Below are 25,441 nucleotides of genomic sequence, written 5' to 3' on the forward strand. Positions count from 1 at the left end.
GATTTTTGTTTACAAATATAAATATTGTGATATAATTAACAATAAAAGATAGTTCATTATTTATCAAAGTATTATTGTTAAAAAGGATTATGTTTATTATTTTTTTAGAAAGCAACCTTAAGTATTAGAAGGTATTTTGAAAAAAACTTATTCTATAACGTTAGGTATTCAGATGTAGTCTGGAAAGATTATCTTATAGCATATGGGACTTATTTGGTCCATACATGGATATATTTTTTCCAATTTATAGTTTGTTATTTAACAATCTAATACTAAAATTTATTGTTGAGGTGAATGAGATGGAAGTTAAAAATAAGGAAGAATTATTACAAAAATTGAAAGAAGTGAAAAAAGCTCAAAAACAATTTTCGCATTTTACTCAGGAACAGGTGGATGAAATATTTTTTAAAGCTTCCATAGCTGCCAATAATAAAAGAATTGAATTGGCAAAGATGGCTGTAGAAGAAACAGGAATGGGGGTAGTTGAAGATAAGGTTATTAAAAACCACTATGCTTCGGAATATATTTATAATACTTACAAAAACGAAAAAACCTGTGGGATAATAGAGGAAGACTATTTTTTCGGTACCGCAAAAATAGCAGAACCTCTTGGGGTCATTGCAGCTATAATACCTACAACTAATCCTACTTCAACAACGATATTTAAAGCACTGATTGCCCTAAAAACTCGAAACGGAATAATTTTTTCTCCCCATCCGAGAGCTAAAAAATCTACTATAGCTGCGGCTAAGTTAGTTCTTGATGCAGCAGTTAAGGCGGGAGCGCCTGAAGGAATTATAGGTTGGATAGATGGACCTTCTATTGAACTTTCCCAGTTATTAATGAAGGAAGCTGATTTTGTTCTTGCAACGGGAGGACCTGCAATGGTTAAAGCTGCTTATTCATCAGGGAAACCTGCAATTGGAGTGGGACCTGGGAATGCTCCTGCGGTTATTGACGAAACTGCTGACATTAAAATGGCTGTGAGCTCAATTCTTATGTCAAAAACTTTTGATAACGGCGTTGTATGTGCATCGGAACAATCTGTAATAATAGTCGATAAAATATATGATGAAGTTAGAGAAGAATTTAAAAGAAGAGGAGCTTATATATTAAATAAGGAAGAAATTGATAAGGCAAGAAATATAATCTTAAAAAACGGACAAGTAAATGCAGATATAGTTGGACAGCCGGCATATAAGATTGCCAATATGGCAGGGATAACAGTACCTGAAGAGACCAAAGTACTTATAGGAGAAGTAGAATCTGTAGGAATAGAAGAACCATTTGCTCATGAGAAACTTTCACCTGTATTGGCAATGTATAGGGCTGAAGATTTTGAAGATGCTGTATCAAAGGCTGAAATACTGGTGGAACACGGAGGATTCGGACATACTTCTTCATTATATACAGATCCCATAAAGTCCAAGGATAGGATAGAAAAATTCGGGCTGCTGATGAAAACGGGGAGAGTCATAGTTAATATGCCTTCTGCCCTCGGAGCCATAGGAGATATATATAATTTCAAACTTACCCCTTCATTGACCTTAGGATGTGGATCTTGGGGAGGAAATTCCGTATCTGAAAATGTTGGTGTAAAACACCTGCTTAATATTAAGACTGTTGCAGAAAGGAGAGAGAATATGCTTTGGTTCAAAGTTCCGGAAAAAATTTATTTTAAATATGGCTGCCTTCCCGTAGCATTAAAAGAATTAAAGGACATGAATAAAAAAAGAGCATTTATTGTTACTGATAAAGTTATTTATAACCTTGGATATACCGCTGAGATTACAAAAACTTTGGAGGAATGCGGAATCAGTTATGACATATTTTATGATGTTAATCCTGATCCTACATTGGAAACAGCAAAAAAAGGTGCTGAAAGAATGAAAGATTTTAAACCGGATGTGATAATAGCATTGGGAGGGGGTTCTCCCATGGATGCGGCAAAGATTATGTGGGTTCTGTATGAGCATCCGGAAGCAGAATTTGAAGATCTGGCCATGAGATTTATGGATATAAGGAAGAGAGTATATAAGTTTCCCCACATGGGAGAAAAGGCAACTATGGTGGCAATACCGACATCCTCCGGAACGGGATCGGAAGTAACTCCTTTTGCGGTAATAACTGATGAAAAAACAGACATAAAATATCCTCTTGCAGACTATGAATTGACTCCGGACATGGCAGTAATAGACACAAAACTCATGATGAATATGCCGAGAGGTTTGACGGCGGCTTCGGGAATAGATGCATTAACTCATGCTATTGAAGCCTATGTTTCTGTTTTATCTACGGAATATACTGACGGATTATGTTTGCAGGCTATTGATTTGATATTTAAGTATCTTCCCATTGCTTATAATGAAGGGCCCTCTGATGTGGAAGCAAGGGAAAAAATGGCTCATGCATCAACTATTGCAGGAATGGCCTTTGCCAATGCTTTCTTAGGTGTATGTCATTCTATGGCTCACAAATTAGGTTCAATGCATCATGTGCCTCACGGTATTGCCAATGCACTGCTGATAAATGAGACAATAAAATTTAATAGTTCAGATGCTCCAAGAAAACAGGCATCATTTCCTCAGTATAAATATCCGCATGCTAAGTCTAAGTATGCTCAGATATCGGATTATTTAAAATTGGGAGGAAATACTGAAGAAGAAAAAGTAGAACTTTTAATTAAATCAATAGACGAATTGAAGAAAAAAATAGGAATTCCTAAATTTATCTGTGAATTTGGGATATCCAAAGAGAATTTTTACAGTACTTTGGATGAAATGTCGGAAAGAGCTTTCGATGACCAATGTACGGGATCCAATCCGAGATATCCTCTAATAAGTGAAATAAAACAAATGTATATAAATGCTTTTGAATAAGAGTCAGCATATGCTTACAGCTCAAAAAAATAAAGGCAGATTAAATTCTGCCTTTATTTTTTTGAGATATTCTATTTTAAAACGGTGAAGACTATATCTACATTCATACTTTTCCCATTTCTTATAATATTTAAACTTGCTTTGTCGCCTTTATTGTATTTATAAAGTATTTTTTTCAGCTGACTCATATTTTCTACTTCCTGATTGTCGATTTTTGTTAACACGTCTCCGTTTTCAAGCCCTGCTTTTTTTGCAGGAGAACTAGGATCTATTTCCAAAATTATTATACCCTTGTCTACATTTAAATTTACTCCCAACTGAGCTTCATATTTTTCTACTTCCACTCCGGTTATTCCCATGTAGACAATTTTATAAGATCCATCCTTTATTACTTGTTCGATTATAGGTTTTGCCACATTAATTGGTATGGAAAATCCCAGCCCCTCTGCTGTTTGAATCTTTGCAGTATTTATACCTATTACCTGCCCTTTTTCATTTAACAGAGGACCTCCGCTGTTCCCAGAGTTAATTGCCGCATCTGTCTGTATCAGATCTTCAATTACGTTATATTCATCTACCTGAATTGTTCTATGAAGACCGCTGATTATACCTGACGTAACACTTCTCTGAAAATCCAAACCTAATGGATTTCCTATTGCAACAGCTAATTGTCCTATTTCAAGGTTGTCGGAATCTCCAAGCTCTGCGGCATTTAATCCTGTGGCATCTACTTTAACTATTGCTAAGTCCAAAGCAGTATCGTACCATAATACCTTGCCCGATTTTTTGGTGCCGTCTTCAAACAAAACGGTTATTTTTTTAGCATTTCCGTCTCCGATTACATGAGAATTGGTAAGAATATAACCGTTGCTGTCTACTATGATTCCTGAACCGACACCTTCCACTTCTCTCTGCCAAAACATATCATTTTGTATTTCTACTGTTGTAATTCCTACAACCGAACTTATTGTTTTTTCTGCGACGGCCGTTACGCTGCTGACATTGCTATTTGGAGTTATATTTATTTTTTGCGCTGTATTTGTTCCGCTTTTTCCCTGCGTATAGATGGCAGGTACGGGAAGTATTTTCCCATATAAATAATTTGGGGCTATATATGATGTTACGATTCCTCCAATAATAGCTGCAACTATAGCTACAATAAAGTAGGAAAGAAAATTCTTCTTTTTTGGTTTTTTACTATTATCCTGAGAATAATAGATGATATCCGGTTTGTTCTCATCCATTTAAATTACCTCCTTATTCATTTTTCGTATCCTATACATATATAATAAAAAACAAATATCGAAGAAATATGGTAAAAGTGAATTTTTTTATAAAAAAATTTTTTCAAGATTTCCCACAAAGTCTTGATAATAATTACATATTTTTTTCAGATACTATAAACAAGGAGGTATTCAAAAATGTATAAAGAAAGGAGTGTTCTTAATTAAATTGTTGAAAAAAATTTCGATTATTACTGTTGCATTGGTTCTTTCTGTGTCTGCATTAGTATTCGCAGATACGGAAGAATATTCTAACACCAAAATTGAACAAAATACACAAGAAGAAGATTCTAAGAAGATAAGATCAGATATTAAAGAAGACTTGCCGGCAGAAACGAAAGCACAAATTAAAGAATTACGAGAAAAATTAAAGAGTGGCGAGATAACCAAGGAAGAATTTAAAGAAAAATTGAAAGAAATATTGCCGGAAGGATTTGAATTCAAAGAGAGAAAAGAATTACCGGAAGAAGTAAAGACTCAGATTAAAGAATTACGAGAGAAGTTAAAAAAAGGTGAGATAACAGAAGAAGAATTTGAAAAACAAATGAAAAAGATAATGCCGGAAGGCTTCAAATTCAAAATGAGAATTAAAGATGGGAAAGAATTACCAGAAGAAGTAAAAACCGAGATTAAAGAATTACGAGAAAAGCTAAAAAATGGAAAAATAACCAAGGAAGAATTTAAAGAACAAATGGAAAAGATCATTCCGTCGGATTCAAAATAGAAAATACACAAATTAGAGAGAATACCTCCTTTCCCCCCTCTGATATTATTTTAGTTAAACCCCAAAAAAGGTATGGTGAAATTCCATACCTTTTTGCTATAATATATTTAATATTATATAAATTTGAACATAGGGAGATTGATTTATATGTCTTTTAAAATATATTTAGTAGAAGATGACAGCAATTTAAATTTGGTCTTAACTACTTATTTAAAAAAAGAAGGATGGGAAGTAAGTCCTTTCTTAACTGGTAAAGACGCTCAAAAAGCTATTTCAAATCCGCCGGATTTATGGATATTGGATATTATGCTTCCGGATATAGACGGATATCATCTTCTTCAGGAAATCAGGGAGGCTTCTTTAAATATTCCTGTTATATTTATATCTGCAAGAGATGCGGATATAGATAGGGTTGTCGGTTTGGAATTGGGAAGTGACGATTATTTGCCTAAACCTTTTCTCCCCCGGGAATTGGTTATTCGTACCCGGAATCTTTTAGAAAGAGTATATGGAAGCGGCAGCAGAAACTTGAATATTTCTCCTTACAGTATAGATGAGTCCAGTAGAACAGTAAAATTAGACAATGAAGTTATTGAATTAACTTCAAAGGAATTTGATCTTTTGGTATTTTTCGCTAAGAATAAAGACAGAGCCCTTTCGAGAGAACAGGTACTCAATTATGTTTGGGGAGAAAATTATTTTGGAACGGATAGAGCTGTGGATGATTTAATAAGAAGACTCAGGAAGAAGCTTCCTCTTTTAAACGTAGAAACTATATACGGATATGGATATAGGGTGATGGACTCATGAAAAATTATCCTTTATCAATACAGATTTGGATGGTATTTGCTTTGATTACATTATGTATATCAATACTATTGGTCTTTGTTTTACCGTTGACTTTAAGAGATTTTTTTACTAAAGAAATTTATGAAACTATAGAAAGCGCTCAAGACTTATTAATTAATAGAATTGACAGAGATTATTCCGAAGATGATTTTAGTTCCGACAGTTTTTCTGAAAAAAAACAAATAGAAAATATTCGAACAGTAAATCATTTTATGATATATGGCAATAATACTATATTTATTACTTCCCCCACAATTTCTATAGACTTTCTAAGTGAAGTAAGAGAAAAGATAGAAACGCAAAACGCCAGCAGCCAAAGATACAGCGGACAAATCAACAGCAGAAAAATGTTTTATGTAATCTCAAGGGGCAAGATATGGGACCATGATGTGTACCTTGTATCTTATATGTGGGACTCCTATAGAGATGATTTAGTTCATACCTTATTCAGAAGATTAGTTGTAGTTATGACTTTTATTCTTCTTTTAAGTTGGATCCCAGCTATTTTTCTGTCAAGATATTTGTCCAAACCCTTAGTGGCATTGGAAAGAAGAGTCAAAAAATTAGCAAATCATGAGTGGGATGAGTCGTTTCAACTTGACCGAAAGGATGAAATAGGGGAACTGGGAGACTCCATAGAACAGTTAAGAAATCAGCTTCTTAAGCAGGATGAATCCCAGCAGTCATTTTTACAACATGTATCTCATGAATTAAAGACTCCTGTCATGGTTATCAGAAGCTATTCCCAAGCCATAAGAGATGGCATATATCCAAAAGGAAATTTGGATTGTACTCTTCAGGTTATTGACAACGAATCGGAACGATTGGAAAAGAGAATAGGAAATCTCCTTTATTTGACCAAATTGGATTATCTATCTTTGCACAATACTTCTAAAGAGATATTTGCATTAGACGAATTGATAAGAGAAGTTGTAGAAAGGCTCAGGTGGCGTAGAAATGAATTGGATTGGTTTGTAAAATTGGAACCTATAAAGATAAAAGGGGATATAGAACAGTGGATTGTGGTATTAGAAAATTTGTTGGATAATCAAATCAGATATTCTAATACAAAAATATCTATTTTCTTGACTAAATCCATAGAAGATGACAATGAGAAAGCATTGCTGAAATTGTGGAACGACGGAGCTCCCATTGAAGATAAGATCATGGAAAGACTCTTTGATAAATTCAACAAGGGATACAAAGGACAATTCGGATTGGGGCTTGCAATTGTTTACCGTATAGTGACTCTCCATGATTCCAAAATTTGGGCAAAAAACGAAGAAGAGGGCGTTTCTTTTTATGTAGAAATTCCATTAAGTGAAAATAAAAATTAAAATTCTTAAAAAATTAGTTGAAATATTTTTGGGTAGGTGCTAATATGGGTTTGGATAATTAAATATGTTCAGATGAGGATAATGAGAGATATTCATTTAGAATGGCCGAAGAAGAAATATAGTGATTTTGTCAAATGACTATAGAAGCTTTCAGGCAAAGGGATTGTTATCCGATGGATCTCTGGAAAGATGGAAATCACCGTAGGAGCAAGTGCATCATTTACGATGCTGCAACTCTCAGGTAAAAATACAGAGATATAATGACATCTGTATTGTCGTGTCATTATATCTCTGTATTTTTTTGTTTTTTATTATTAAAATTTGGAGGTGAATGTATTTGGAAAATTTAAAGAAGACCCCATTATATGAATGCCATCTGAACCTTAATGGAGAAATGGTTGATTTTGCAGGATGGAATCTTCCTTTGCAATATAAAGGAATAATCCAGGAACATGAAAAAGTAAGAAATGATGCAGGAATTTTTGATGTTTCTCATATGGGGGAAATTACTGTAAAGGGGCAAGATGCCTTTAATTATTTGCAGTACATTGTTACAAATGATATTTCCAAGCTTCAGAATAATGATGTCATATATACCTTTATGTGCAATCCTCATGGCGGAGTGGTTGATGACCTTCTTGTATATAAGTTTGAGGAAGATTATTTCATGCTTGTCGTAAATGCGGGAAATATTGACAAGGATTTTCAATGGCTGATCAGCAATAAGGAACATTTTTATGTTAATATTTGCAATATTTCGGCTGGGATAGCTCAAGTTGCCGTTCAGGGGCCTAAAGCCCAAGACGTGCTTCAGAAAATTACTGACTTTGATCTTAATGAACTCAAATTCTTCAAATTTAAAAGGGGTGCATATATAGGCGGTAATAAGTGCATGATTTCAAGAACCGGCTATACAGGTGAAGACGGATTCGAAATATATTCCGACAATGAAAGTATAATTTCTGTTTGGAAAAGCACAATTGAGGCGGGAAAAGAATACGGTATTCTTCCGGCAGGTCTCGGTGCGAGAGATACTTTGAGATTTGAAGCAAATCTTCCTCTTTACGGCAATGAGCTTTCCGAAGATATAAGCCCTATTGAGGCAGGATACGGCTTTTTTGTAAAAACTAATAAAGGAGATTTTGTAGGAAAAGATGCCCTGCTAAGGCAGAAAAAAGATGGAGTTAAAAGAAAAATAGTGGGATTTAAAATGACAGGAAGAGGAATACCCAGAAAGGGATATGAAGTTAAAAAGAACAACAAAAATATTGGGTTTGTAACGACCGGATATTTTTCTCCTACTTTAAAGAAAAGCATAGGTCTTGCAATGATAGATATCGATTATACTGATTTAAATACGGAAATAGATGTAATGATAAGGAATAAACCTATAAAAGCAGCAGTAATCAGCAGAAAATTTTATACAAAAAATTATCGGGAGGAATGAAAAATGAAAATATTGAAGGATTTGCTTTATACGAAAGATCATGAATGGGTGAAGGTTCAAGGCAATGAAGCATACATCGGGATTACAGATTATGCGCAGCATGCCCTTGGAGATATAGTCTTTGTAGATCTGCCCGAAATAGGTCAGGAATTTGAGGCTGGAGATAATTTCAGCGCAGTGGAGTCGGTAAAGGCGGCTTCCGATATTTATATTCCCATAAGTGGGAAAATATTAAATATAAATGAAGCTTTATCCGATGATCCCGCTCTTATAAATCAAGATCCCTATGAAAATTGGCTTGTATTAATTGAAATTAAAGATGAATCCCAATTGAATGATTTAATGAATTCCGAAGAATATGAAATTCATTGCAAAAAGGAGGATTAATTGATGTATCCCTATATACCAAATACCCCGGAAGATGAAAAAATTATGTTAGATTCTATAGGGTTATCCTCTGTCGATGATCTTTTTGACGATGTACCGGAAGAAGTGAAATTAAAGAGAAGACTCAACATAAATTCTCCCATGTCTGAAATGGAAGTTTTAAATCGTTTAAAAGCTCTTTCCAAAAAAAATATCAGTACCGAAGATATGGTATGTTTTCTTGGAGCGGGAGCTTATGATCACTATATTCCGTCAGTAGTGAAATATGTAATTTCAAAGCCGGAATTTTATACTGCCTATACGCCTTACCAGGCAGAAATAAGTCAGGGAACTCTTCAATCTGTATTTGAATATCAGAGCATGATATGCAGCCTGACCGGAATGGACGCAGCCAATGCTTCAATGTATGATGTAGGTACGGCCGCTCAGGAAGCTGGATTTATGGCTTGCGAAATTACAAGAAGGAAGTCTGTGGTTGTTTCCAAATCGGTTCATCCCGAAGTACGTAAAGTACTTAAGACTTATATGAAATTCAGACAAATTGAAGTTGTGGAAGCGGACCTAAAAGACGGAGTTACGGATATTGAAAAGCTCCAAAAAATTATAAATGAGAATACAGCAGGAATTATAGTTCAAAATCCTAATTTCTTCGGAATAATAGAAGATTTTTCCGAAATCGAAAATATAATTCATAGAAACAAGGGATTAATGATTATGAGCGTTGATCCCATATCTTTGGGAATTCTTAAAACCCCTGGGGAATGGGGAGCGGATATTGCTATAGGGGATGGACAAAGTTTGGGAAACAGTCTGAATTTTGGAGGCCCTTATTTGGGATTTATGGCAACAAAATCAAAATTCATGAGGAAACTTCCGGGAAGAATTGTAGGGCAGACGGAAGACAAAGACGGAAAGAGAGCTTTTGTCTTAACTCTTCAGGCAAGGGAGCAGCATATAAGAAGAGAAAAGGCAAGTTCAAATATATGCTCCAACGAACAATTAAATGCCTTAGCTGCAACAGTGTATATGACTGCAATGGGCAAGGAGGGCTTAAGAGAAGTAGCTCTGCAGTGTATAAGTAAATCTCATTATGCCTTAAAAAAGATAATTGACACGGGAAAATTTCAGTTGCTGTTCGACAAACCATTTTTCATGGAGTTCTGCCTAAAGAGTAAATATGACGGAACAAAAATAAACGAAGAACTTTTGAAGAAAAATATTATAGGAGGATATGAATTGGAAAGGGAATATCCTGAATATAAAAATTCCGTTCTTTTATGTGTAACGGAAAAGAGAACAAAAGATGAAATAGATATTCTTGCTGATGCATTGGAGGGAATAAAGTAAAATGAAGGAATACAATAAACTTATATTTGAAATTTCAAGGAAAGGCAGAAAAGGGTATTCTCTTCCAGAAAATGATGTTCCCCATCTAAAAGCAGATGATATAATTCCGGAGAATTTGTTAAGCAAAAATGAAATTAATCTGCCGGAAGTAAGTGAAGTAGATATAGTCAGACATTATACCCAATTAGGAAATAAAAACTATGGAGTGGATACGGGATTTTATCCTCTCGGTTCTTGTACAATGAAATATAATCCTAAGGTAAATGAAGAAGTTGCAGCTCTTTCGGGATTTACAAATATTCATCCCTATGAAAATGAGGAGAAGGTTCAGGGAGCTTTGGAGCTTATGTATGATTTATCGAAGAAACTTGCCGAAATAGGGGGAATGGAAGAAGTTACACTTCAGCCTGCTGCCGGCGCTCACGGAGAAGTTACAGGACTCATGATTATAAAATCATACCATGAATATAGGAATGATTACAAAAGAAGGAATATAATAGTCCCAGATTCTGCTCATGGAACTAATCCGGCATCCGCCGCAACCGTAGGATTTAATGTAATACAAGTGGAATCAAATTCCGAAGGGAGAATAGATATAGCAAAGCTGAAAGAGGTTATTAATGATGAAACGGCAGGACTTATGCTTACTAATCCCAATACCTTAGGCCTATTTGAAGATGATATATTAGAAATATCCCGTCTGATTCATGAATCAGGAGGCCTTCTGTATTATGATGGAGCAAATATGAATGCTGTGATGGGTATGGCAAGACCGGGAGATATGGGATTTGACGTAGTTCATTTTAATCTTCACAAGACCTTTTCAACCCCTCATGGCGGAGGTGGACCGGGGAGCGGTCCTGTAGGAGTAAAAAAGGATTTGGTTAAATTTCTTCCTTTGCCGATAATAGAAAAAAAGAATAATAAATATCGTTTGGACTATAACAGACCGGAATCGATAGGAAAAGTAAAGTGCTTCTATGGCAACTTTGGAGTTATGGTCAGGGCATATGCTTATATTCTTTCAATGGGAGGAGAAGGTCTCAAACAAGCAAGCAAAATGGCTGTATTGAATTCCAATTATATAAAATCGAAACTGAAAGGATATTATAATATTCCTTTTGATCATCTATGCAAGCATGAGTTCGTTTTGGGAGGACTTAAAAATGGAAACGGAGTTACTACATTAGATGTGGCCAAAAGATTGTTAGACTACGGTTACCATCCTCCAACCATATATTTTCCTCTTATTGTTAAGGAGAGTATAATGATTGAACCGACAGAGACCGAAAGCAAGGAAACGTTAGATGAATTCATTGATGCCATGATTGAGATTGCCAATGAGGCTGAAAAAGATCCTGAGATCCTGAAAAATGCGCCTTACAATACGATAATTAAGAGAGTTGATGAAGTCAAAGCCGCAAGAAGGCCAATTGTTAAAGGGATATAAACTGGGAGGTGATGAATATTATGGAAAAAGATGTTGTGGTAATAGGAGGAGGACCTGCAGGATATGCTGCAGCTATAAGAACAGCTCAAATGGGGGGGACTTCCCTGCTTATAGAAAAGAATAATCTTGGAGGTACATGCCTTAATGAGGGATGTATTCCCACAAAAGTGTTATACAGAAATGCAGAGATTTTAAAAACCTTAAAGAATATAGAGAATTTTGGGATACATGTGGACGGATATTCCATAGATATAGAAAAAATTCAGGAAAGAAAAAATAATGTGATAGATAAGCTCAGAAATGGCATTTTACAATTATTGAAGAAAAATAAAGTTGAAGTACTTTATGGGATAGGGAAAATACAAGATAAAAATACGGTTGAAGTTATATTAAATAATGGGGAAATAAGAAATATTCGGACTAAAAATATAGTAATAGCAACAGGGTCAACCTCTGCCCGATTACCCATAGAGGGGAGCAATAATCCTCAGATTTTCAACAATAAAACTTTACTGGATTTTAACAAGGTTAGCAAAAGCTTATTTATAATAGGCGGCGGAGTTATAGGAATGGAATTTGCCAATATATTTAATGAAATGGGTTCGGAAGTAACGGTTGCGGAATTTATGCCTGCAATATTACAACAAGTAGATGAAGATTTAATTAAGAGATATAAAATACTTGCCAAAAAAAGAGGGATTCACATTCATACGTCGGTTAAAATAAATAAAATTGAAAAAGATGAAAAAGAGTTTATAATAACCGGAGAAAATAAAGACGGCGAAGTAATATTTAAATCGGAAGACGTACTTTTGGCAGCAGGGAGGACACCGAATCTTCGGAGATTAAATATTGAAGAAATGGGAATAAATTTTGATAAAAAAGGGATAAAAGTGGATGAAAGATATATGACCAATATTCCCGGAATATATGCCGTGGGAGATGTAAACGGCATATCAATGCTTGCTCATTCAGGTTCATATCAGGGTATACAGGTGGCAGAAAGAATAATGGGAAATGAAGACACTTTAATTTTGCCTCCTATTCCAAGTTGTATTTTTGTCTTCCCCGAGATTTCTTCTGTGGGCATTACAGAAAAAGAGGCTAAGGACAAAGGGATAAAATACAAAACGAGTAAATTTATGTTCGGGGGGAACGGCAAAGCTCTCGCTATGGGAGAAGAAGAAGGATTGATAAAGATAATAGCCGATTCGGAAGACGATACAATCCTCGGAGTTCATATTATGGGAGCCCATGCCTCTGATTTAATTCACGAAGGAATGATCGCGGTATATAAGAAAATGAAATGCAGTGAATTTTCTCATACAATTCATGCTCACCCCACTTTGTCGGAAGTACTATCGGAAGCGATAATGACTGTAAATAAAGAGTCAATATATTCGTAGAACAGACCTTTTTATCCATGTATATCCCCTTGATCTTTTGTTAATAATTACTAATAAAGGAACGGGGGGATATTATGGATTATAAAGAAAGAGGAAAAAGAATAATTAAGTTGGCAAATGTATTATCTTTTAAACCTATTGAAGAAAAATATACGGCAGAATATGAAAAAAAGGAACTTATTGAAGATTTAAAAGCAGCTCATAGGGAATGGAAAGACAAGGAATCTCATTTTAATGATGTCACGGACCCGGACTTGATAGATCACGCTATATACGAAATAGAAGCTTCCAAGATAAAATATTTCTATTTTTTAAAAAAGATAAAAGAAAATCATCCGTTATAGCCCATAGGTAAATCATGTTCTTCCTCAATATAAATTTTCCGTAAAGTGGGTTTCAAAAAAAGCTTCCTTAAAATTCTACTTCATATAAAAGCCTTTTTTATAACCCATAGGGAAATTAAGATTTCCTTAATATAGATTTCCCGTTAAATGGGTTTCAAAAAAGACTTCCTTAATTTCTATTTCATATAAAAGTCTTTTTTATTATATAATAATATTAATATATAGTAGGGAGGATAATATTATGGGAATTGATTTTGGGGTAATACTTGCTTACGGAATTGGGCTGATTCTTCTTTATCTTATAGGTATGCTTCTTGTAATACCTATAAAAATGATAATCAGACTTGTTATAAATGGAGTACTGGGTGGAATACTTCTTTTGATTGTAAACTTAATAGGAGGATTTATAGGGATAAATATAACCATAAATCCTTTGACGGCAATATTGACGGGATTTCTGGGAATTCCGGGAGTTATACTGTTAATAATCCTTCAATATATTTTATAATCCATGGAAAATCCCATTTATCTTAATTTATATTTGACCTGAAATGGGTTTCAAAAAAGGCTTCCTTAATTTATAAGGTCTCAATAGAAGCCTTTTTTATTACTCATGGGGAAGTCATATTTTATTATTTGCATTTACATGATTTTTTTGATATAACATTATTAGTAAATAAAAAACCAAGGATAGGAGGAACTATATATATGGTAACCGAAAAATTGAAAGTCGAAACCAGAGAAGAAATAGGAAAAAATAAAGTCAATAAAATTAGAAAAGCTGAATATATTCCAGGAGTTATATATGGAAAAGACCAGAATACTTACCATGTGAAAATAAAAGAAAATGAGTTTTATAAAACTTTAAGAAAATTTGGGCGTTCTTCTATGCTCAACTTAGACCTTGACGGCGAAACAGTTCCGGTTATAATTAAGGAAATTCAAAGTGATGTTATAAATAATAAAGTTGTTCATGTGGATTTTCAGAAATTAGTTATGACAGAGAAGATCAAGATGAACATACCTATAAATTTAATTGGGAAAGATAATATAAAAATTCAACCTTCTATGGTAGTTCAACAATTGGATGAAATAGAAATTGAATGTCTTCCTGGAGATATTCCTGAAGTAATAGAAGGAGACGTATCGAATATTGATTTCAAAACTCCTCTTTTAGTTAAGAATTTAAATATTTTTGGAAACGAGAAGATTACAATACTTAAAAATGAAAATGATGCAGTAGCCATTTTGGTAGAACCTTCAAGATATACTGAAGAAGAACCTGCAGAAACTACTGAAGAAACTCCGGAAGAAACAGCGGAGGACGAAAAAGAATAAAAAAATATGTAGAAAAAGGTGTTAATTCTTGGTATAATGTTGTATAATTTAATAAAATGTTGGATATCAAAATACCTGTGGTGGGAGTTGGTATTGATGACTAAGATTATACTTCTTATACTAGTGATAATACCTGTATTTATTTTTGAATTCTATATTCTTACAGATTTAATAAAGGACTATTATTCTCAAAGAGATAAGAAAAAAACCAATATTAAAAAATTTCATGGGTTGCAGAGAAACGACTTATATATGAAAATGAAATAAGTACCTTTTTAGGTGCTTATTTTTTTAAAAAAGAAATTTAAAAGGGAGTGGACAAAATGGGTAGAATATTAGGATTTTATTTGTTTCCTCATCCTCCCGTTGTTATTGAAGAAATAGGAGGAGAGGAGAGACTTAAAGCTCAACAAACCATAACGGGGGTCGAGAAGCTGTCGGAGGATATTGAAAAGAAAAAACCTCAGACTATTATTATAATAACACCTCACGGTCCCATGTTTTCTAACGCAGTTTCTATTTCAACAGAAAAGAACCTTAAAGGGGATCTGAAAAAATTCGGAAATAATAATCTGGAATTTAACTTTGAAAATAATCTGGATTTAGTTGACAAAATAGTGGGAAAAGCTCAAAAGGAAGGAATACCCACGGCTAAAATAGATGAAAGGTTTGGATCCCTTTATAACGTAGATCCAAATATTGACCATGGTACATTAATCCCGTTATACTTTGTTAATAAAAAATATTCGGACTATAAGCTGGTCCATATAACATATGGGCTTATTTCTCCTTTAAAATTATATAAATTCGGAATTCTTATTAAAGAAGCAGTATTGGAATCCAATGAAGATATAGTGTTTATAGCAAGTGGGGATCTATCTCACAGGCTTTCCGACGAAGGACCATATAACTATGCCCCTGAAGGGAAGATATTTGACAGAGAAATAGTTGAATTTTTGAAAGAAGGTAATTTTGAAGATATTGCTTCCTATGATTTAAATTTCGGAGAAAAAGCGGGAGAATGTGCATTAAGAAGTTTAATTGTTCTGTCAGGATTTTTGGACGGTTTAAAATTAAAGACAGAAGTTGTATCCTATGAAGGGCCTTTCGGAGTGGGATACTGTACTATGAAAGGGTCCGTGGAAGGGGAGAAAGGCGAAGGCTCCACATATGAAAAGATATTGAAAAAACAACAGGATAGAATTGAAGATATAAGAGCAAAGGAAGACTCTTATGTAAAACTTGCAAGGCAGAGTTTGGAATATTACGTATCAACGGGAGAGACCATGAAAATTCCGAAGGATCTTTCAAAAGAATTATTGAATGAAAGAGCAGGAGTATTTGTAACGATTAAAAAGGATAATCTTCTCAGAGGATGCATAGGGACCATAGATCCGGAAGAAAGTTCAATAGCGGGAGAAATAATAAGGAATGCTGTAAGTGCGGGAACAAAAGATCCCAGATTTAATCCTGTTCGTAAAGATGAATTAAAGGATATTGTATATTCGGTAGATGTTCTCGGGAAAGCAGAGATTATAAAATCGATTGATGAACTGGATATAAAAGAATACGGAGTAATAGTATCCAAAGGGTTTAAAATGGGATTGCTGCTGCCCGATATTGAAGGAGTGGATACTCCGGAAGATCAAGTTAGTATTGCTATGCAAAAAGCCGGCATAAAAGATATCAAAGGCTGTACTCTTGAGAGATTCCAAGTAGTAAGGCATTTTTAGGGGATGAAAAATTAAGATTGTTAGAGGTAGAAAGAAGTTTGTTGTGGGAGATGAAATATATGCGTGATTTTAAGGAAGCCATGTATTATGAAAAAATGAATAACGGCAGAGTTAAATGTTTTTTGTGCCCTCACCGATGTACAATAAAAGACGGATATTCGGGGATATGCGGAGTCAGGAAAAATAAAAACGGGATTTTAAATACAATAAATTATGGGAAAATATCGTCCTATGCCTATGATCCTATTGAAAAGAAACCATTACGCAATTTTTATCCCAATACAAGGATATTTTCCATAGGAAGCTTCGGATGCAATTTAAAATGTCGATTTTGTCAGAACTGGCAGATTTCTCAACAGCTTCCCCCTACGATAGAAATTCCGGATAAGGATATTTTGGCTCTTGCAGGAGAAAATTCCATAGGAATTGCCTATACTTATAATGAGCCTACAATATGGTACGAATATGTTTTCCACATAGCAAAGAAGATAAGGGAAATAGGGTTAAAGAACGTATTGGTAACTAACGGGTATATTGAGCAAGAACCCTTGAAAGAACTTCTTCCGTTTATAGATGCATTAAATATAGACCTGAAATCCTACGATGACGAATACTATAGAGAACTATGCGGAGGGAATATAGGACCGATACTTGAAACAATTAAAATGTCCGCAGAAAAGTCTCATGTGGAAATAACTACTCTTATTGTTGAAGGAGAAAATGATTCTCCTGAAAAAATTGGGAGTATGGCTTATTGGATTTCTCAGATTGATAAGAATATTCCTCTTCATATTACAAGGTATTTCCCCGCATATAAGATGAACAATCCCCCTACATCTTTGGATATATTGACGGAGCTGAAAGAACAAGCAGATAAGTACCTAAAATATGTTTATTTAGGTAATGTATAAAGAAGGAGATGTCTTATGAATACTCCCATATTTAATGCACTGACAGAATATATGGATAAAAAAGGAGTATCTTTTCATATGCCCGGACATAAAGGGAAAAATACTCTCATAGATTGGGGAAAATATATTCCATATATAGATGTAACCGAAATTGAAGGAATGGATAACCTGCATAATCCTACCGGTATAATAGAGGAAAGTCAGAGACTATCGGCAAAAGCATTCCATTCTAAAGAAACTTTCTTTTCCGTGAACGGAACTACGGGAGGAATATATATAGCATTAGCAGCAGCGACCGATCCTGGGGATAAGATTTTGATTCAAAGGAACTGCCATAAATCCGTATATAATGGAATAATACTTAACAGACTTATTCCCGAATATATTTATCCTCATTATAATAAAAAATATAACTTAATAACAGGAATAAATCCGGAAGATATAGAATTAATATTAAGTAAGGATTCCGATATAAAGGCAGTAGTTGTCACATACCCTACTTATTATGGGATATGTTCAAACGTTGAAGAGATTTCAAGAATAGTCCATAAATATAACAAGATCTTGATAGTGGATGAAGCCCATGGAAGTCATTTCGTTTTTTCTCCCCATCTTCCCATATCATCTTTGGAGGCGGGAGCGGATATTGTAGTTCAAAGTACTCATAAGACTCTTCCAAGTTTTACTCAAACTTCCATGATTCATGTAGGAACAGACAGGGTAAATATAGATAAATTAAAAACCATGTCCTCCTTGTATCAAACCACAAGTCCTTCTTATATATTTATGGCTTCTTTGGATATAGCAAGAGAATATATGGAGACAAAGGGAGAGGAAAAACTGAACTCTCTTTTTGAAAATATTGACTATACTTTAAATAGGATACGACATATGAATAATGTATTTGTTTTCGAAGGGGATGCTGAAGATGATACGATATGGGATTTTGATAAGACAAAGATTATTTTAAGAATTAACGGAATGAAGGGAACGGAGCTCCAAAGAGTACTGAACAAAAAATATAATATACAATTGGAAATGGCTGATTATTATTATGGACTGATTTTAACTACGTTAATGAATGATAGGGAGGATTTTGAAAAATTAATATCTGCATTGACAAATATAAAAAAAATTGACAAGAATATTCCGACCTTATCTGTAGATTTCCCACCTGTTAATCAAATTCTTAGTCCCTGGGAAGCCTTTTATGGGAATAAAGAGGAATGTAAATTAAAAGATGCAGTGGGAAAAATTTCAGGAGAATTTGTAGTACCGTATCCCCCGGGTGTCCCCTTGATATGTCCTGGGGAAGAGATAACACCGGAAATCTACGAAAAAATTAGATTTTTAAAAGAAAATTCAGTGGAAATAATCGGGTTATTAGATTATAATATAGAAAAGATACGAACAATTAAATAGAAAGGAAGACTTAATATGAGGGGATTATTCATAACTTTGGAAGGACCTGATGGTTCGGGTAAGAGTACGGTTATCAAACTATTGTCAACATGGCTTAAAGAAAAAAATGTAGAATTTATAACAACCAGAGAACCAGGAGGAACCAATATAGGAGAAGATATAAGAAAAATTATATTGGATAAAAAAAACAACTCAATGTCTCCTCAAACAGAAGCTCTTCTTTATGCGGCAGCCAGAAGTCAGCATGTTTCGGAGAAGATACTTCCAGCATTAAAGGAAGGAAAGGTAGTTATTTGTGAAAGGTTTGTTTTATCCAGTCTTGCATATCAGGGAATTGGAAGAGATTTAGGAATAGATGAAGTGAAAAAGATAAATGATTTTGCAACAATGGGAATAGAGCCGGATTTAATTTTATTTTTCAATGTAAATCCCAGGTATTCTCTTAAAAGAAAAACCATAAGACATGGAGGGGATAGGCTGGAAAAAGAAGGAGAAAACTTTCACCAAAAGGTTTATGAAGGGTATCTGAAACTTTTAAAGATATACCCTAAAAATGTTAAAGTGATAGATGCTACAAGTACATTGGAGGAAGTTTTTTATGAAGTCAAGGAGAGCATGAAAAATATTCTTAAAGGAGGGGGAATTACAAAGTGAAGTTAATAATTGCCATAGTTCAGGATCAGGATGTTGTTACTCTTATAGATGAATTAACTGAAAAAAATTTTAGGGTTACAAAGTTGTCTTCAACGGGAGGATTTTTAAAATCGGGAAATACCACGCTTCTGATTGGAGTAGAAAACGAGAAGACACAAGAAGTATTGAAAGTTATCGAATACAGTTGTAAGACCAGAGAAATTACCACTTCTTTATTGACGATGTCTATGCCGGGAGAAAGCTATATTCCATATCCTATGCAGGTAAAAATAGGAGGAGCTACGGTATTTGTTGTAGATGTAGAACAGTATATAAGAGTGTAAATAAAGGGGGAGATAATATGAAGCTGATAATAGTCATTATTCATAATGAAGATGAAAATAGACTGATAAAAGAGTTAATCAAAAATAGATATCAAGCTACAAAGTTATCTTCAACAGGGGGATTTTTAAAGTCAGGAAATACTACTCTTCTTGTAGGGGCGGAAGATGAAAAGGTAGAAGAAATAGTGGATATAATTAAATCTGTATGCAGAAAAGAAACTAAAAACAAAGAAAACAGGAAAGACGAACAAGGAGGAACAAATATATTTATAATGAATGTTGATAAATTTAGGAAGATGTAGTTGGGGGAATTATATGAATTTTCAGGATATAATAGGTCAGGAAAGAATAATTGAAAATCTTAAAAGAGCTTTTAAAAATAATAAACTCAGCCACAGTTATCTTTTTCAGGGAGCCGACGGAATAGGGAAAAAGATGACTGCCTTGGCTTTTTCAAAGGCTCTTTTATGTAAAGAAAAGGGAGAAGAGCCATGCAATCGATGCAGTTCATGCGTTAAATTTGAAACAGGAAATCATCCGGATTTTTTTTTAATTCAGCCGGATAGAGATATAATAAGGAAAGAACAGATTGAAGATGTTATAAGTGATATAAATTTTAAACCCTTTGAGAGCAGCAGAAAAATTTATGTAATAGATGACAGCCAGAAGATGACCAGAGAAGCTCAAAACTGCTTTTTAAAAACCTTGGAGGAACCTCCTGACTATGCTATATTTTTTCTCATTATCGGACAGAACATGGGACTTCTTCCTACAATATTGTCAAGATGTGAGATAATTAAATTTTTCCCTGTGAGAAAAGACGAATTGGAAAAATTTTTAATAAGTAAGTATAAAAAGAGCAAGGAAGAAGCGGAATTTATATCTTCATATTCCAAAGGCAGTGTGGAAAAAGCGATAAGCATTGCTTCATCTGATGAATTCGTTGAATTGAGAGAAGAAACCATAAAAATTATTACGGATATAGTAGAGGGAAACAGTTTAAAACCATTTACTTCAATGGAATTTTTTATAAAAAACGAAAAAAAGAAAGAAGAAATATTTAATATAATATTATATTGGTTCCGAGATATATACCTGTATAAAGAGCTGAAGAAAAAAGACCTGATAATAAATAAAGACAAATTAAAATTGATTTCTGATCAAACTTTTTTAGATATAGATAAAATCAATGATATAATAGATAATGTACAATATACAAAAAATAATGTAGATAGAAAAGCTAATTACCAACTTTCGATAGAAACAATGCTCTTAAACATACAGGAGGGATGAGATGGTAACCGTTGTAGGAATTAGATTTAAAAAAGCAGGAAAGATATATTATTTTGATCCGGACGGATTGAATATAGAAAAAGACGATTGTGTTATAGTTGAAACATCAAGGGGAATAGAATTTGGATACGTGGTGGTAGGAATGAAACAAGTCACGGAAGATGAGATAGTTCCGCCCCTTAAGAAAGTTTTAAGAATCGCAACGGAGGAAGATTATGAAACTCATAGGCTGAATAAAGCAAAAGCTAAAGAAGCCTTTGATATATGTTTGAAAAAAATTGCAGAACACAAATTAGATATGAAACTTATAGATGTGGAATACACGTTTGATAATAATAAGGTCATATTTTATTTTACCGCAGACGGCAGAATAGATTTCAGAGAACTGGTAAAGGATTTGGCAAGTATATTCAGAACGCGTATTGAGTTAAGGCAAATAGGAGTAAGAGATGAAGCAAAGATGATAGGGGGACTTGGTCCCTGCGGGAAGCCTATATGTTGTGCCGCCTTTTTAGGGGAGTTTGAGCCTGTTTCCATTAAGATGGCAAAAGAACAGAATTTATCCCTTAATCCTTCAAAAATTTCAGGTATCTGCGGAAGACTTATGTGTTGTTTAAAATATGAATATGAAGTCTATGAAGAGCTCCTCAAAAAAATTCCTTCTGTAGGCACTATAGTTATTACGCCTTTGGGAAGAGGAACAGTAGTAGACACTTATATCATATTGGAAGCTGTGAAGGTAAAAGTAAAATTAAGCGACGGTACTGAAGGGTTAGTCAATTATAAGGTTTCCGAATTGGAAGTAACGGAAGAAAGGGATCCGGATTATGTTGTCCCTGTGGAAGAAAATCAGGAATTAGAGAATATAGAAAATTTTTGTAATAATACAGGCTGTGAAAGAAACATAGATTGCAAAGGCTGTGAAAGAAATATGAACTGCCCCATGAGAGAAGAAATAGAAAAACGTAAAGAATGAATAATAAATAATAATTCCCCTTTAAATCTTTCTGAATAAATGGTAAAATAACTTTAGTTGTTAAGATAAGTATTTTAGGGGGTGAATGTAAATGGCATATGTAATAGGTGATGCATGTATAGCCTGTGGCAGCTGCGCAGCTGAATGCCCAGTTGAAGCAATAAGTGCCGGAGATGATAAATACGTTATTGATCCAGATAAATGTATTGAGTGTGGATCTTGTGCAAATGTATGTCCGGTAGATGCACCAAAACCAGAATAATGATCTTTAAAAGGCCCCCTAATAGGGCCTTTTTTGATAATGGGAGAGAAAATCTATGGGCATAACTTTGAATTCTGATGAAAGATTGGATACAGTACCGGGAAGTTGTTATAAAATAATACAGAATATAAAAAAATTTTCTTATGGAACAGATGCAGTTCTTCTTGCTAATTACTGTAATGTAAAAAGAGGTTCAAAAGTTGTGGATCTGGGAACCGGAACGGGAATTATTCCTCTTTTGCTTGTGGGAAGATTTGAAGCGGATAAGATATATGGATTGGAGATTCAAAAGGATATGGCAGAAATGGCGGAAAGAAGCATTATATTGAATAAACTACAAGATAAAGTTAAAATAATTAATATGGATTTAAGAAATGTTTCCGATTTTTTTAAAAAAGAAAGTTTTGATGTAGTGACTTCAAACCCGCCCTATATGGTTAATGGAGGGGGAATTATAAATTCCGACGATAATTTCAGTATTTCCCGCCATGAAATATGTGCTACCTTAGAAGACATAGTGAAATCCGCAGAATTCCTTTTAAAGGATAAAGGGGAATTTTACATGATTCACAGACCATACAGAATAGCAGATATAATATGGAATCTCAGAAAGTATAAATTAGAACCTAAATCCATATGTTTAGTTTATCCCAAAATTGGGAAAAAACCTAATATGGTATTGATAAAAGGCGTGAAAAGAGGAAATCCCGAAGTAAGGTTTGATGATCCTATATATGTTTATAACGAAGACGGAAGTTATACTGATGAAATATATAAAATTTATCGTATGAATAAGGAGAAAAATGATGGATAAAGGTACTCTGTATATATGTCCTACTCCTATCGGCAACCTGGAAGATATAACTTTAAGGACATTAAATATTCTTAAAGAGGCAGACCTAATTGCTGCGGAGGATACCAGACATACATTAAAATTACTAAATTACTATAATATAAAGAAACCCCTCATCAGTTATCACGAGCACAACAAAAGGGAAAGAGGAGAAAAAGTAATTAAAGAGATAATTGAAGGAAAAAGGGTAGCTTTGGTTTCTGATGCGGGAATGCCCTGTATACAAGACCCGGGAGAAGATCTTATTAAACTTGCAATAGAAAAGGAAATACAAATAGTAGCCCTTCCCGGAGCAAGTGCTTTTATTCTGGCATTGGTTCTCTCAGGATTTCCTACGGACAAATTTGTATTTGAAGGGTTTCTTTCTTCATCAAAAAAAGACAGAATTAAAGATCTAAACAGGATTAGAGACGAAAATAGGACCATAATTCTTTATGAGGCTCCTCATAGATTTTTAGATCTGATGGAGGATATAATTCAGGTACTGGGAGATAGAAAAATGTCAGTATCAAGAGAACTTACAAAGATTCATGAAGAAACTTTTAGAGGAAAAGTGTCGGAAGGAATTAAAAAATTCAAGGAGGAAGGAGTAAAGGGAGAGCTTGTTATAATTCTTGAAGGAAAAAAAGAAGAGGAAAAAAATTTTGATGATTTACCTGTAAAGGAACACATTAAACAGTACATGAGAGAAGGGCTTTCTAAAAAAGAAGCGGTTAAAAAGGTAGCTAAGGAGAGAAAATTGCCGAGAAATCAAATATATAAAGAAGGAATAAATATAGAGGATAAATAACCCCTTCTGTAAGAAGGGGCAAATGGAATTATTTCTTTCTTAATTCTTCCAAGCAAGCAGGGCATATATTTTTACCTTTAAATACTTGAACATCTTTAGCTTGTCCACAGAAAATACATGCTGGGGCATATTTCTTAAGTATAATTTGCTCTCCTTCAACATAAATTTCCAATGCGTCTTTCTCGGCAATATCCAGTGTCCTTCTTAATTCAATAGGTATAACCACTCTTCCAAGCTCATCTACTTTTCTTACAATTCCAGTTGATTTCATATTTCATTCCTCCCATTTATTTAATTTATATCGACTTTATTCTACAAGTTAAATAGTATCATATATGCCAAATTAAGTCAACATTTTTCTGAGTGAATTATGAAAAAATTTTGAGAAGATAAAGTTGTAAAGTTTAAACGGAACAGAAAGGGGAAAACATGTATAAAATCAGTAAGGAACTCAAAGATAGGACAAAAGAACTAAATGAAAAATTAAAAACCAAGTACAGCAAGGTTTTTCAGATGAGCAAAAATGAAATTATTTCATATATTGAAGAAAATATCGGGGAAATAATTAAACTGGAAAGTTTACCTTTGGAGGAACTTAAAAAATATTATGAAAAGGGAGGAATAATAGGAGTTGATGGCTCAAAAAACAGGATAGGGAGTGCTTTTCCTCATTTTGTGGAATTATATCAGGGCCTTGCTAAATGTACTAAAGGACAAGATTCCTCAGTATATAAGGGAGATTTTTATACTCCTTTGTACAATGAGGAAGAGAAAAATATTTTAAATGAAAATGAGGTAAAGACAAATTCGGAAGAAAAAATTCTTAATTATAAATTATCGAAAATAGAAGTGGATGCGGCTCTTGAAGGCATTAATAAATTTAATCCTTCCGTTGTGATGATGGATGGTTCCTTGATAAGGTACAATATTGAATGTAACAATGAATGGATAAAATTAAAAGATGAATGTGAAAAAAGAAAAATAATACTTATAGGCGTGATAAAAGAAATAGAAACCTCAATTATAGGAAACTCCATGATTAAAAACAAAATTCTCAAAGATTACGAAATATTTGGAGATAGGGAGATGCTCTACGGACTATTGGAATATAAGGATATGATTTTAATAGAAACAAATGTAGGAAATAAAAATGAGGCAGGGCTTTCTTCGGCATTCATCAGAAGTTCCTTTTCACCTACGGCTATCGGATTGGATATATTGGAAAGCCAAAGGGATTGTATAATCGATATGGGGAGGCTTGTTGTTTCACTTACGGCAGAAAACAGCAGGGGTGTTCCCCTGTGGCTTGATATTGTGGATAAAGAAGTAAAGATTTCAGATAAAATGATGAGAGGAATACTGGAAACCGCTTTGGACAGAGAAATATTGGAGAAACTTTTTATTTCCGAAAGAGATAAAAGATGGTTATAGGA

The 25,441-nt window shown here is 34.0% G+C and carries 27 protein-coding genes and 2 riboswitches; of the genes, 25 read left to right on the top strand and 2 right to left on the bottom strand.

All coding sequences use genetic code 11. The annotated features are described in order from the left end of the window. Nucleotides 1-299: 299 nt before the first annotated feature. Nucleotides 300-2,879, top strand: a complete 2,580-nt coding sequence (gene adhE / locus PP176A_RS05540; RefSeq protein WP_071139471.1) for a bifunctional acetaldehyde-CoA/alcohol dehydrogenase — start codon at nt 300-302, stop codon at nt 2,877-2,879. 71 nt (nt 2,880-2,950) lie between these two features. Here the strand turns inward: adhE and htrA are convergent, their stop codons facing one another. Beyond that, nucleotides 2,951-4,123 (bottom strand): serine protease HtrA, encoded by a 1,173-nt coding sequence (gene htrA, locus PP176A_RS05545; RefSeq protein WP_083381809.1) that lies wholly within the window; start codon nt 4,121-4,123, stop codon nt 2,951-2,953. 208 nt (nt 4,124-4,331) lie between these two features. On the opposite strand from htrA, the gene PP176A_RS05550 reads away from it, so the two are divergent. The 23 genes from PP176A_RS05550 to rsmI all read left to right on the top strand — a co-directional run bounded on the left by PP176A_RS05550 (nt 4,332) and on the right by rsmI (nt 24,008). After that, complete coding sequence (locus PP176A_RS05550) at nt 4,332-4,886, top strand: SHOCT domain-containing protein (protein WP_143037648.1); 555 nt, start codon at nt 4,332-4,334, stop codon at nt 4,884-4,886. A 147-nt stretch (nt 4,887-5,033) separates the two neighbouring features. Next, on the top strand, nt 5,034-5,696 hold the full coding sequence (locus tag PP176A_RS05555; protein ID WP_071139473.1) for a response regulator transcription factor: 663 nt from the start codon (nt 5,034-5,036) through the stop codon (nt 5,694-5,696). Beyond that, on the top strand, nt 5,693-7,072 hold the full coding sequence (locus PP176A_RS05560; RefSeq protein WP_071139474.1) for a sensor histidine kinase: 1,380 nt from the start codon (nt 5,693-5,695) through the stop codon (nt 7,070-7,072). Before PP176A_RS05555 ends, PP176A_RS05560 begins: the two co-directional genes overlap by 4 nt. A 72-nt stretch (nt 7,073-7,144) precedes the next feature. Then, a riboswitch (glycine riboswitch) is annotated at nt 7,145-7,248 on the top strand. A 1-nt stretch (nt 7,249) separates the two neighbouring features. Further along, a riboswitch (glycine riboswitch) is annotated at nt 7,250-7,329 on the top strand. 80 nt (nt 7,330-7,409) lie between these two features. Then, nucleotides 7,410-8,519, top strand: coding sequence for a glycine cleavage system aminomethyltransferase GcvT (gene gcvT / locus PP176A_RS05565; RefSeq protein ID WP_083381827.1), 1,110 nt, complete (start codon nt 7,410-7,412; stop codon nt 8,517-8,519). Nucleotides 8,520-8,522: 3 nt separating this feature from the next. After that, entirely contained in the window at nt 8,523-8,906 is a 384-nt protein-coding gene (gene gcvH / locus PP176A_RS05570; protein ID WP_071139476.1) for a glycine cleavage system protein GcvH, read from the top strand. Nucleotides 8,907-8,909: 3 nt separating this feature from the next. Beyond that, on the top strand, nt 8,910-10,253 hold the full coding sequence (gene gcvPA, locus PP176A_RS05575) for an aminomethyl-transferring glycine dehydrogenase subunit GcvPA (RefSeq protein WP_071139477.1): 1,344 nt from the start codon (nt 8,910-8,912) through the stop codon (nt 10,251-10,253). A 1-nt stretch (nt 10,254) separates the two neighbouring features. Continuing rightward, entirely contained in the window at nt 10,255-11,703 is a 1,449-nt protein-coding gene (gcvPB, locus tag PP176A_RS05580) for an aminomethyl-transferring glycine dehydrogenase subunit GcvPB (RefSeq protein ID WP_071139478.1), read from the top strand. 20 nt (nt 11,704-11,723) lie between these two features. After that, nucleotides 11,724-13,109, top strand: a complete 1,386-nt coding sequence (lpdA, locus tag PP176A_RS05585; RefSeq protein ID WP_083381810.1) for a dihydrolipoyl dehydrogenase — start codon at nt 11,724-11,726, stop codon at nt 13,107-13,109. Nucleotides 13,110-13,183: 74 nt separating this feature from the next. Continuing rightward, entirely contained in the window at nt 13,184-13,453 is a 270-nt protein-coding gene (locus PP176A_RS05590; protein WP_083381811.1) for a DUF2508 family protein, read from the top strand. A gap of 241 nt (nt 13,454-13,694) precedes the next feature. Next, on the top strand, nt 13,695-13,961 hold the full coding sequence (locus PP176A_RS05595; RefSeq protein WP_071139480.1) for a pro-sigmaK processing inhibitor BofA family protein: 267 nt from the start codon (nt 13,695-13,697) through the stop codon (nt 13,959-13,961). 200 nt (nt 13,962-14,161) lie between these two features. Continuing rightward, nucleotides 14,162-14,791 (top strand): 50S ribosomal protein L25, encoded by a 630-nt coding sequence (locus tag PP176A_RS05600; protein WP_071139481.1) that lies wholly within the window; start codon nt 14,162-14,164, stop codon nt 14,789-14,791. A gap of 96 nt (nt 14,792-14,887) precedes the next feature. Further along, nucleotides 14,888-15,058, top strand: coding sequence for a hypothetical protein (locus tag PP176A_RS16180; RefSeq protein WP_159429039.1), 171 nt, complete (start codon nt 14,888-14,890; stop codon nt 15,056-15,058). Nucleotides 15,059-15,114: 56 nt separating this feature from the next. Beyond that, nucleotides 15,115-16,524, top strand: a complete 1,410-nt coding sequence (gene amrA, locus PP176A_RS05605) for an AmmeMemoRadiSam system protein A (RefSeq protein ID WP_071139482.1) — start codon at nt 15,115-15,117, stop codon at nt 16,522-16,524. Between the two features lie 59 nt (nt 16,525-16,583). Then, a complete protein-coding gene (gene amrS / locus PP176A_RS05610; protein ID WP_071139483.1) occupies nt 16,584-17,435 on the top strand; it encodes an AmmeMemoRadiSam system radical SAM enzyme in 852 nt (283 codons plus the stop codon). A gap of 15 nt (nt 17,436-17,450) precedes the next feature. Next, on the top strand, nt 17,451-18,857 hold the full coding sequence (locus PP176A_RS05615) for an aminotransferase class I/II-fold pyridoxal phosphate-dependent enzyme (protein WP_071139484.1): 1,407 nt from the start codon (nt 17,451-17,453) through the stop codon (nt 18,855-18,857). 15 nt (nt 18,858-18,872) lie between these two features. Continuing rightward, nucleotides 18,873-19,511: a dTMP kinase gene (gene tmk, locus PP176A_RS05620; protein ID WP_071139485.1), complete on the top strand. Its 639-nt coding sequence runs from the start codon at nt 18,873-18,875 to the stop codon at nt 19,509-19,511. Further along, on the top strand, nt 19,508-19,834 hold the full coding sequence (locus PP176A_RS05625) for a cyclic-di-AMP receptor (protein ID WP_071139486.1): 327 nt from the start codon (nt 19,508-19,510) through the stop codon (nt 19,832-19,834). The genes tmk and PP176A_RS05625 overlap by 4 nt, the downstream gene beginning before the upstream one ends. A 17-nt stretch (nt 19,835-19,851) precedes the next feature. Beyond that, the gene (locus PP176A_RS05630; RefSeq protein WP_071139487.1) at nt 19,852-20,136 is read left to right on the top strand and encodes a cyclic-di-AMP receptor; all 285 of its coding nucleotides are present in this window, start codon (nt 19,852-19,854) and stop codon (nt 20,134-20,136) included. Between the two features lie 13 nt (nt 20,137-20,149). Continuing rightward, nucleotides 20,150-21,127, top strand: coding sequence for a DNA polymerase III subunit delta' (gene holB, locus PP176A_RS05635; RefSeq protein WP_071139601.1), 978 nt, complete (start codon nt 20,150-20,152; stop codon nt 21,125-21,127). 1 nt (nt 21,128) lies between these two features. Next, entirely contained in the window at nt 21,129-22,103 is a 975-nt protein-coding gene (locus PP176A_RS05640; protein WP_083381813.1) for a PSP1 domain-containing protein, read from the top strand. A gap of 91 nt (nt 22,104-22,194) precedes the next feature. Beyond that, nucleotides 22,195-22,365 carry a DUF362 domain-containing protein gene (locus PP176A_RS05645; RefSeq protein WP_071139488.1) on the top strand — a complete coding sequence of 57 codons (171 nt, stop codon included), beginning with the start codon at nt 22,195-22,197 and terminating at the stop codon, nt 22,363-22,365. A 55-nt stretch (nt 22,366-22,420) separates the two neighbouring features. Next, on the top strand, nt 22,421-23,179 hold the full coding sequence (locus tag PP176A_RS05650) for a tRNA1(Val) (adenine(37)-N6)-methyltransferase (protein ID WP_071139489.1): 759 nt from the start codon (nt 22,421-22,423) through the stop codon (nt 23,177-23,179). Continuing rightward, entirely contained in the window at nt 23,172-24,008 is an 837-nt protein-coding gene (rsmI, locus tag PP176A_RS05655; protein WP_071139490.1) for a 16S rRNA (cytidine(1402)-2'-O)-methyltransferase, read from the top strand. The genes PP176A_RS05650 and rsmI overlap by 8 nt, the downstream gene beginning before the upstream one ends. Nucleotides 24,009-24,036: 28 nt before the next feature. On the opposite strand, the gene PP176A_RS05660 is transcribed toward rsmI, so the two are convergent. Beyond that, on the bottom strand, nt 24,037-24,279 hold the full coding sequence (locus PP176A_RS05660; RefSeq protein ID WP_071139491.1) for an AbrB/MazE/SpoVT family DNA-binding domain-containing protein: 243 nt from the start codon (nt 24,277-24,279) through the stop codon (nt 24,037-24,039). 158 nt (nt 24,280-24,437) lie between these two features. Here PP176A_RS05660 and PP176A_RS05665 point away from each other — a divergent pair, with 158 nt between their 5' ends. Beyond that, nucleotides 24,438-25,439 carry a DNA double-strand break repair nuclease NurA gene (locus PP176A_RS05665; RefSeq protein WP_071139492.1) on the top strand — a complete coding sequence of 334 codons (1,002 nt, stop codon included), beginning with the start codon at nt 24,438-24,440 and terminating at the stop codon, nt 25,437-25,439. The last annotated feature ends 2 nt before the right edge of the window (nt 25,440-25,441 follow it).

Origin of the sequence: Sporanaerobacter sp. PP17-6a, from assembly GCF_900095615.1 — a bacterium.
Taxonomy (GTDB): Bacteria; Bacillota; Clostridia; order Tissierellales; family Acidilutibacteraceae; genus Acidilutibacter; species Acidilutibacter cellobiosedens.

Coding starts and splice junctions, on each gene's coding strand:
- lpdA (WP_083381810.1), top strand. CDS start 11,724: ATGGAAAAAGATGTTGTGGTAATAGGAGGAGGACCTGCAGGATATGCT.
- gcvPA (WP_071139477.1), top strand. CDS start 8,910: ATGTATCCCTATATACCAAATACCCCGGAAGATGAAAAAATTATGTTA.
- htrA (WP_083381809.1), bottom strand. CDS start 4,123: ATGGATGAGAACAAACCGGATATCATCTATTATTCTCAGGATAATAGT.
- gcvH (WP_071139476.1), top strand. CDS start 8,523: ATGAAAATATTGAAGGATTTGCTTTATACGAAAGATCATGAATGGGTG.
- PP176A_RS05640 (WP_083381813.1), top strand. CDS start 21,129: ATGGTAACCGTTGTAGGAATTAGATTTAAAAAAGCAGGAAAGATATAT.
- PP176A_RS05615 (WP_071139484.1), top strand. CDS start 17,451: ATGAATACTCCCATATTTAATGCACTGACAGAATATATGGATAAAAAA.
- amrA (WP_071139482.1), top strand. CDS start 15,115: ATGGGTAGAATATTAGGATTTTATTTGTTTCCTCATCCTCCCGTTGTT.
- PP176A_RS05555 (WP_071139473.1), top strand. CDS start 5,034: ATGTCTTTTAAAATATATTTAGTAGAAGATGACAGCAATTTAAATTTG.
- adhE (WP_071139471.1), top strand. CDS start 300: ATGGAAGTTAAAAATAAGGAAGAATTATTACAAAAATTGAAAGAAGTG.
- PP176A_RS16180 (WP_159429039.1), top strand. CDS start 14,888: ATGACTAAGATTATACTTCTTATACTAGTGATAATACCTGTATTTATT.
- PP176A_RS05595 (WP_071139480.1), top strand. CDS start 13,695: ATGGGAATTGATTTTGGGGTAATACTTGCTTACGGAATTGGGCTGATT.
- gcvPB (WP_071139478.1), top strand. CDS start 10,255: ATGAAGGAATACAATAAACTTATATTTGAAATTTCAAGGAAAGGCAGA.
- rsmI (WP_071139490.1), top strand. CDS start 23,172: ATGGATAAAGGTACTCTGTATATATGTCCTACTCCTATCGGCAACCTG.
- PP176A_RS05665 (WP_071139492.1), top strand. CDS start 24,438: ATGTATAAAATCAGTAAGGAACTCAAAGATAGGACAAAAGAACTAAAT.
- PP176A_RS05630 (WP_071139487.1), top strand. CDS start 19,852: ATGAAGCTGATAATAGTCATTATTCATAATGAAGATGAAAATAGACTG.
- PP176A_RS05645 (WP_071139488.1), top strand. CDS start 22,195: ATGGCATATGTAATAGGTGATGCATGTATAGCCTGTGGCAGCTGCGCA.
- holB (WP_071139601.1), top strand. CDS start 20,150: ATGAATTTTCAGGATATAATAGGTCAGGAAAGAATAATTGAAAATCTT.
- PP176A_RS05660 (WP_071139491.1), bottom strand. CDS start 24,279: ATGAAATCAACTGGAATTGTAAGAAAAGTAGATGAGCTTGGAAGAGTG.
- tmk (WP_071139485.1), top strand. CDS start 18,873: ATGAGGGGATTATTCATAACTTTGGAAGGACCTGATGGTTCGGGTAAG.
- PP176A_RS05560 (WP_071139474.1), top strand. CDS start 5,693: ATGAAAAATTATCCTTTATCAATACAGATTTGGATGGTATTTGCTTTG.
- amrS (WP_071139483.1), top strand. CDS start 16,584: ATGCGTGATTTTAAGGAAGCCATGTATTATGAAAAAATGAATAACGGC.
- PP176A_RS05650 (WP_071139489.1), top strand. CDS start 22,421: ATGGGCATAACTTTGAATTCTGATGAAAGATTGGATACAGTACCGGGA.
- PP176A_RS05600 (WP_071139481.1), top strand. CDS start 14,162: ATGGTAACCGAAAAATTGAAAGTCGAAACCAGAGAAGAAATAGGAAAA.
- PP176A_RS05590 (WP_083381811.1), top strand. CDS start 13,184: ATGGATTATAAAGAAAGAGGAAAAAGAATAATTAAGTTGGCAAATGTA.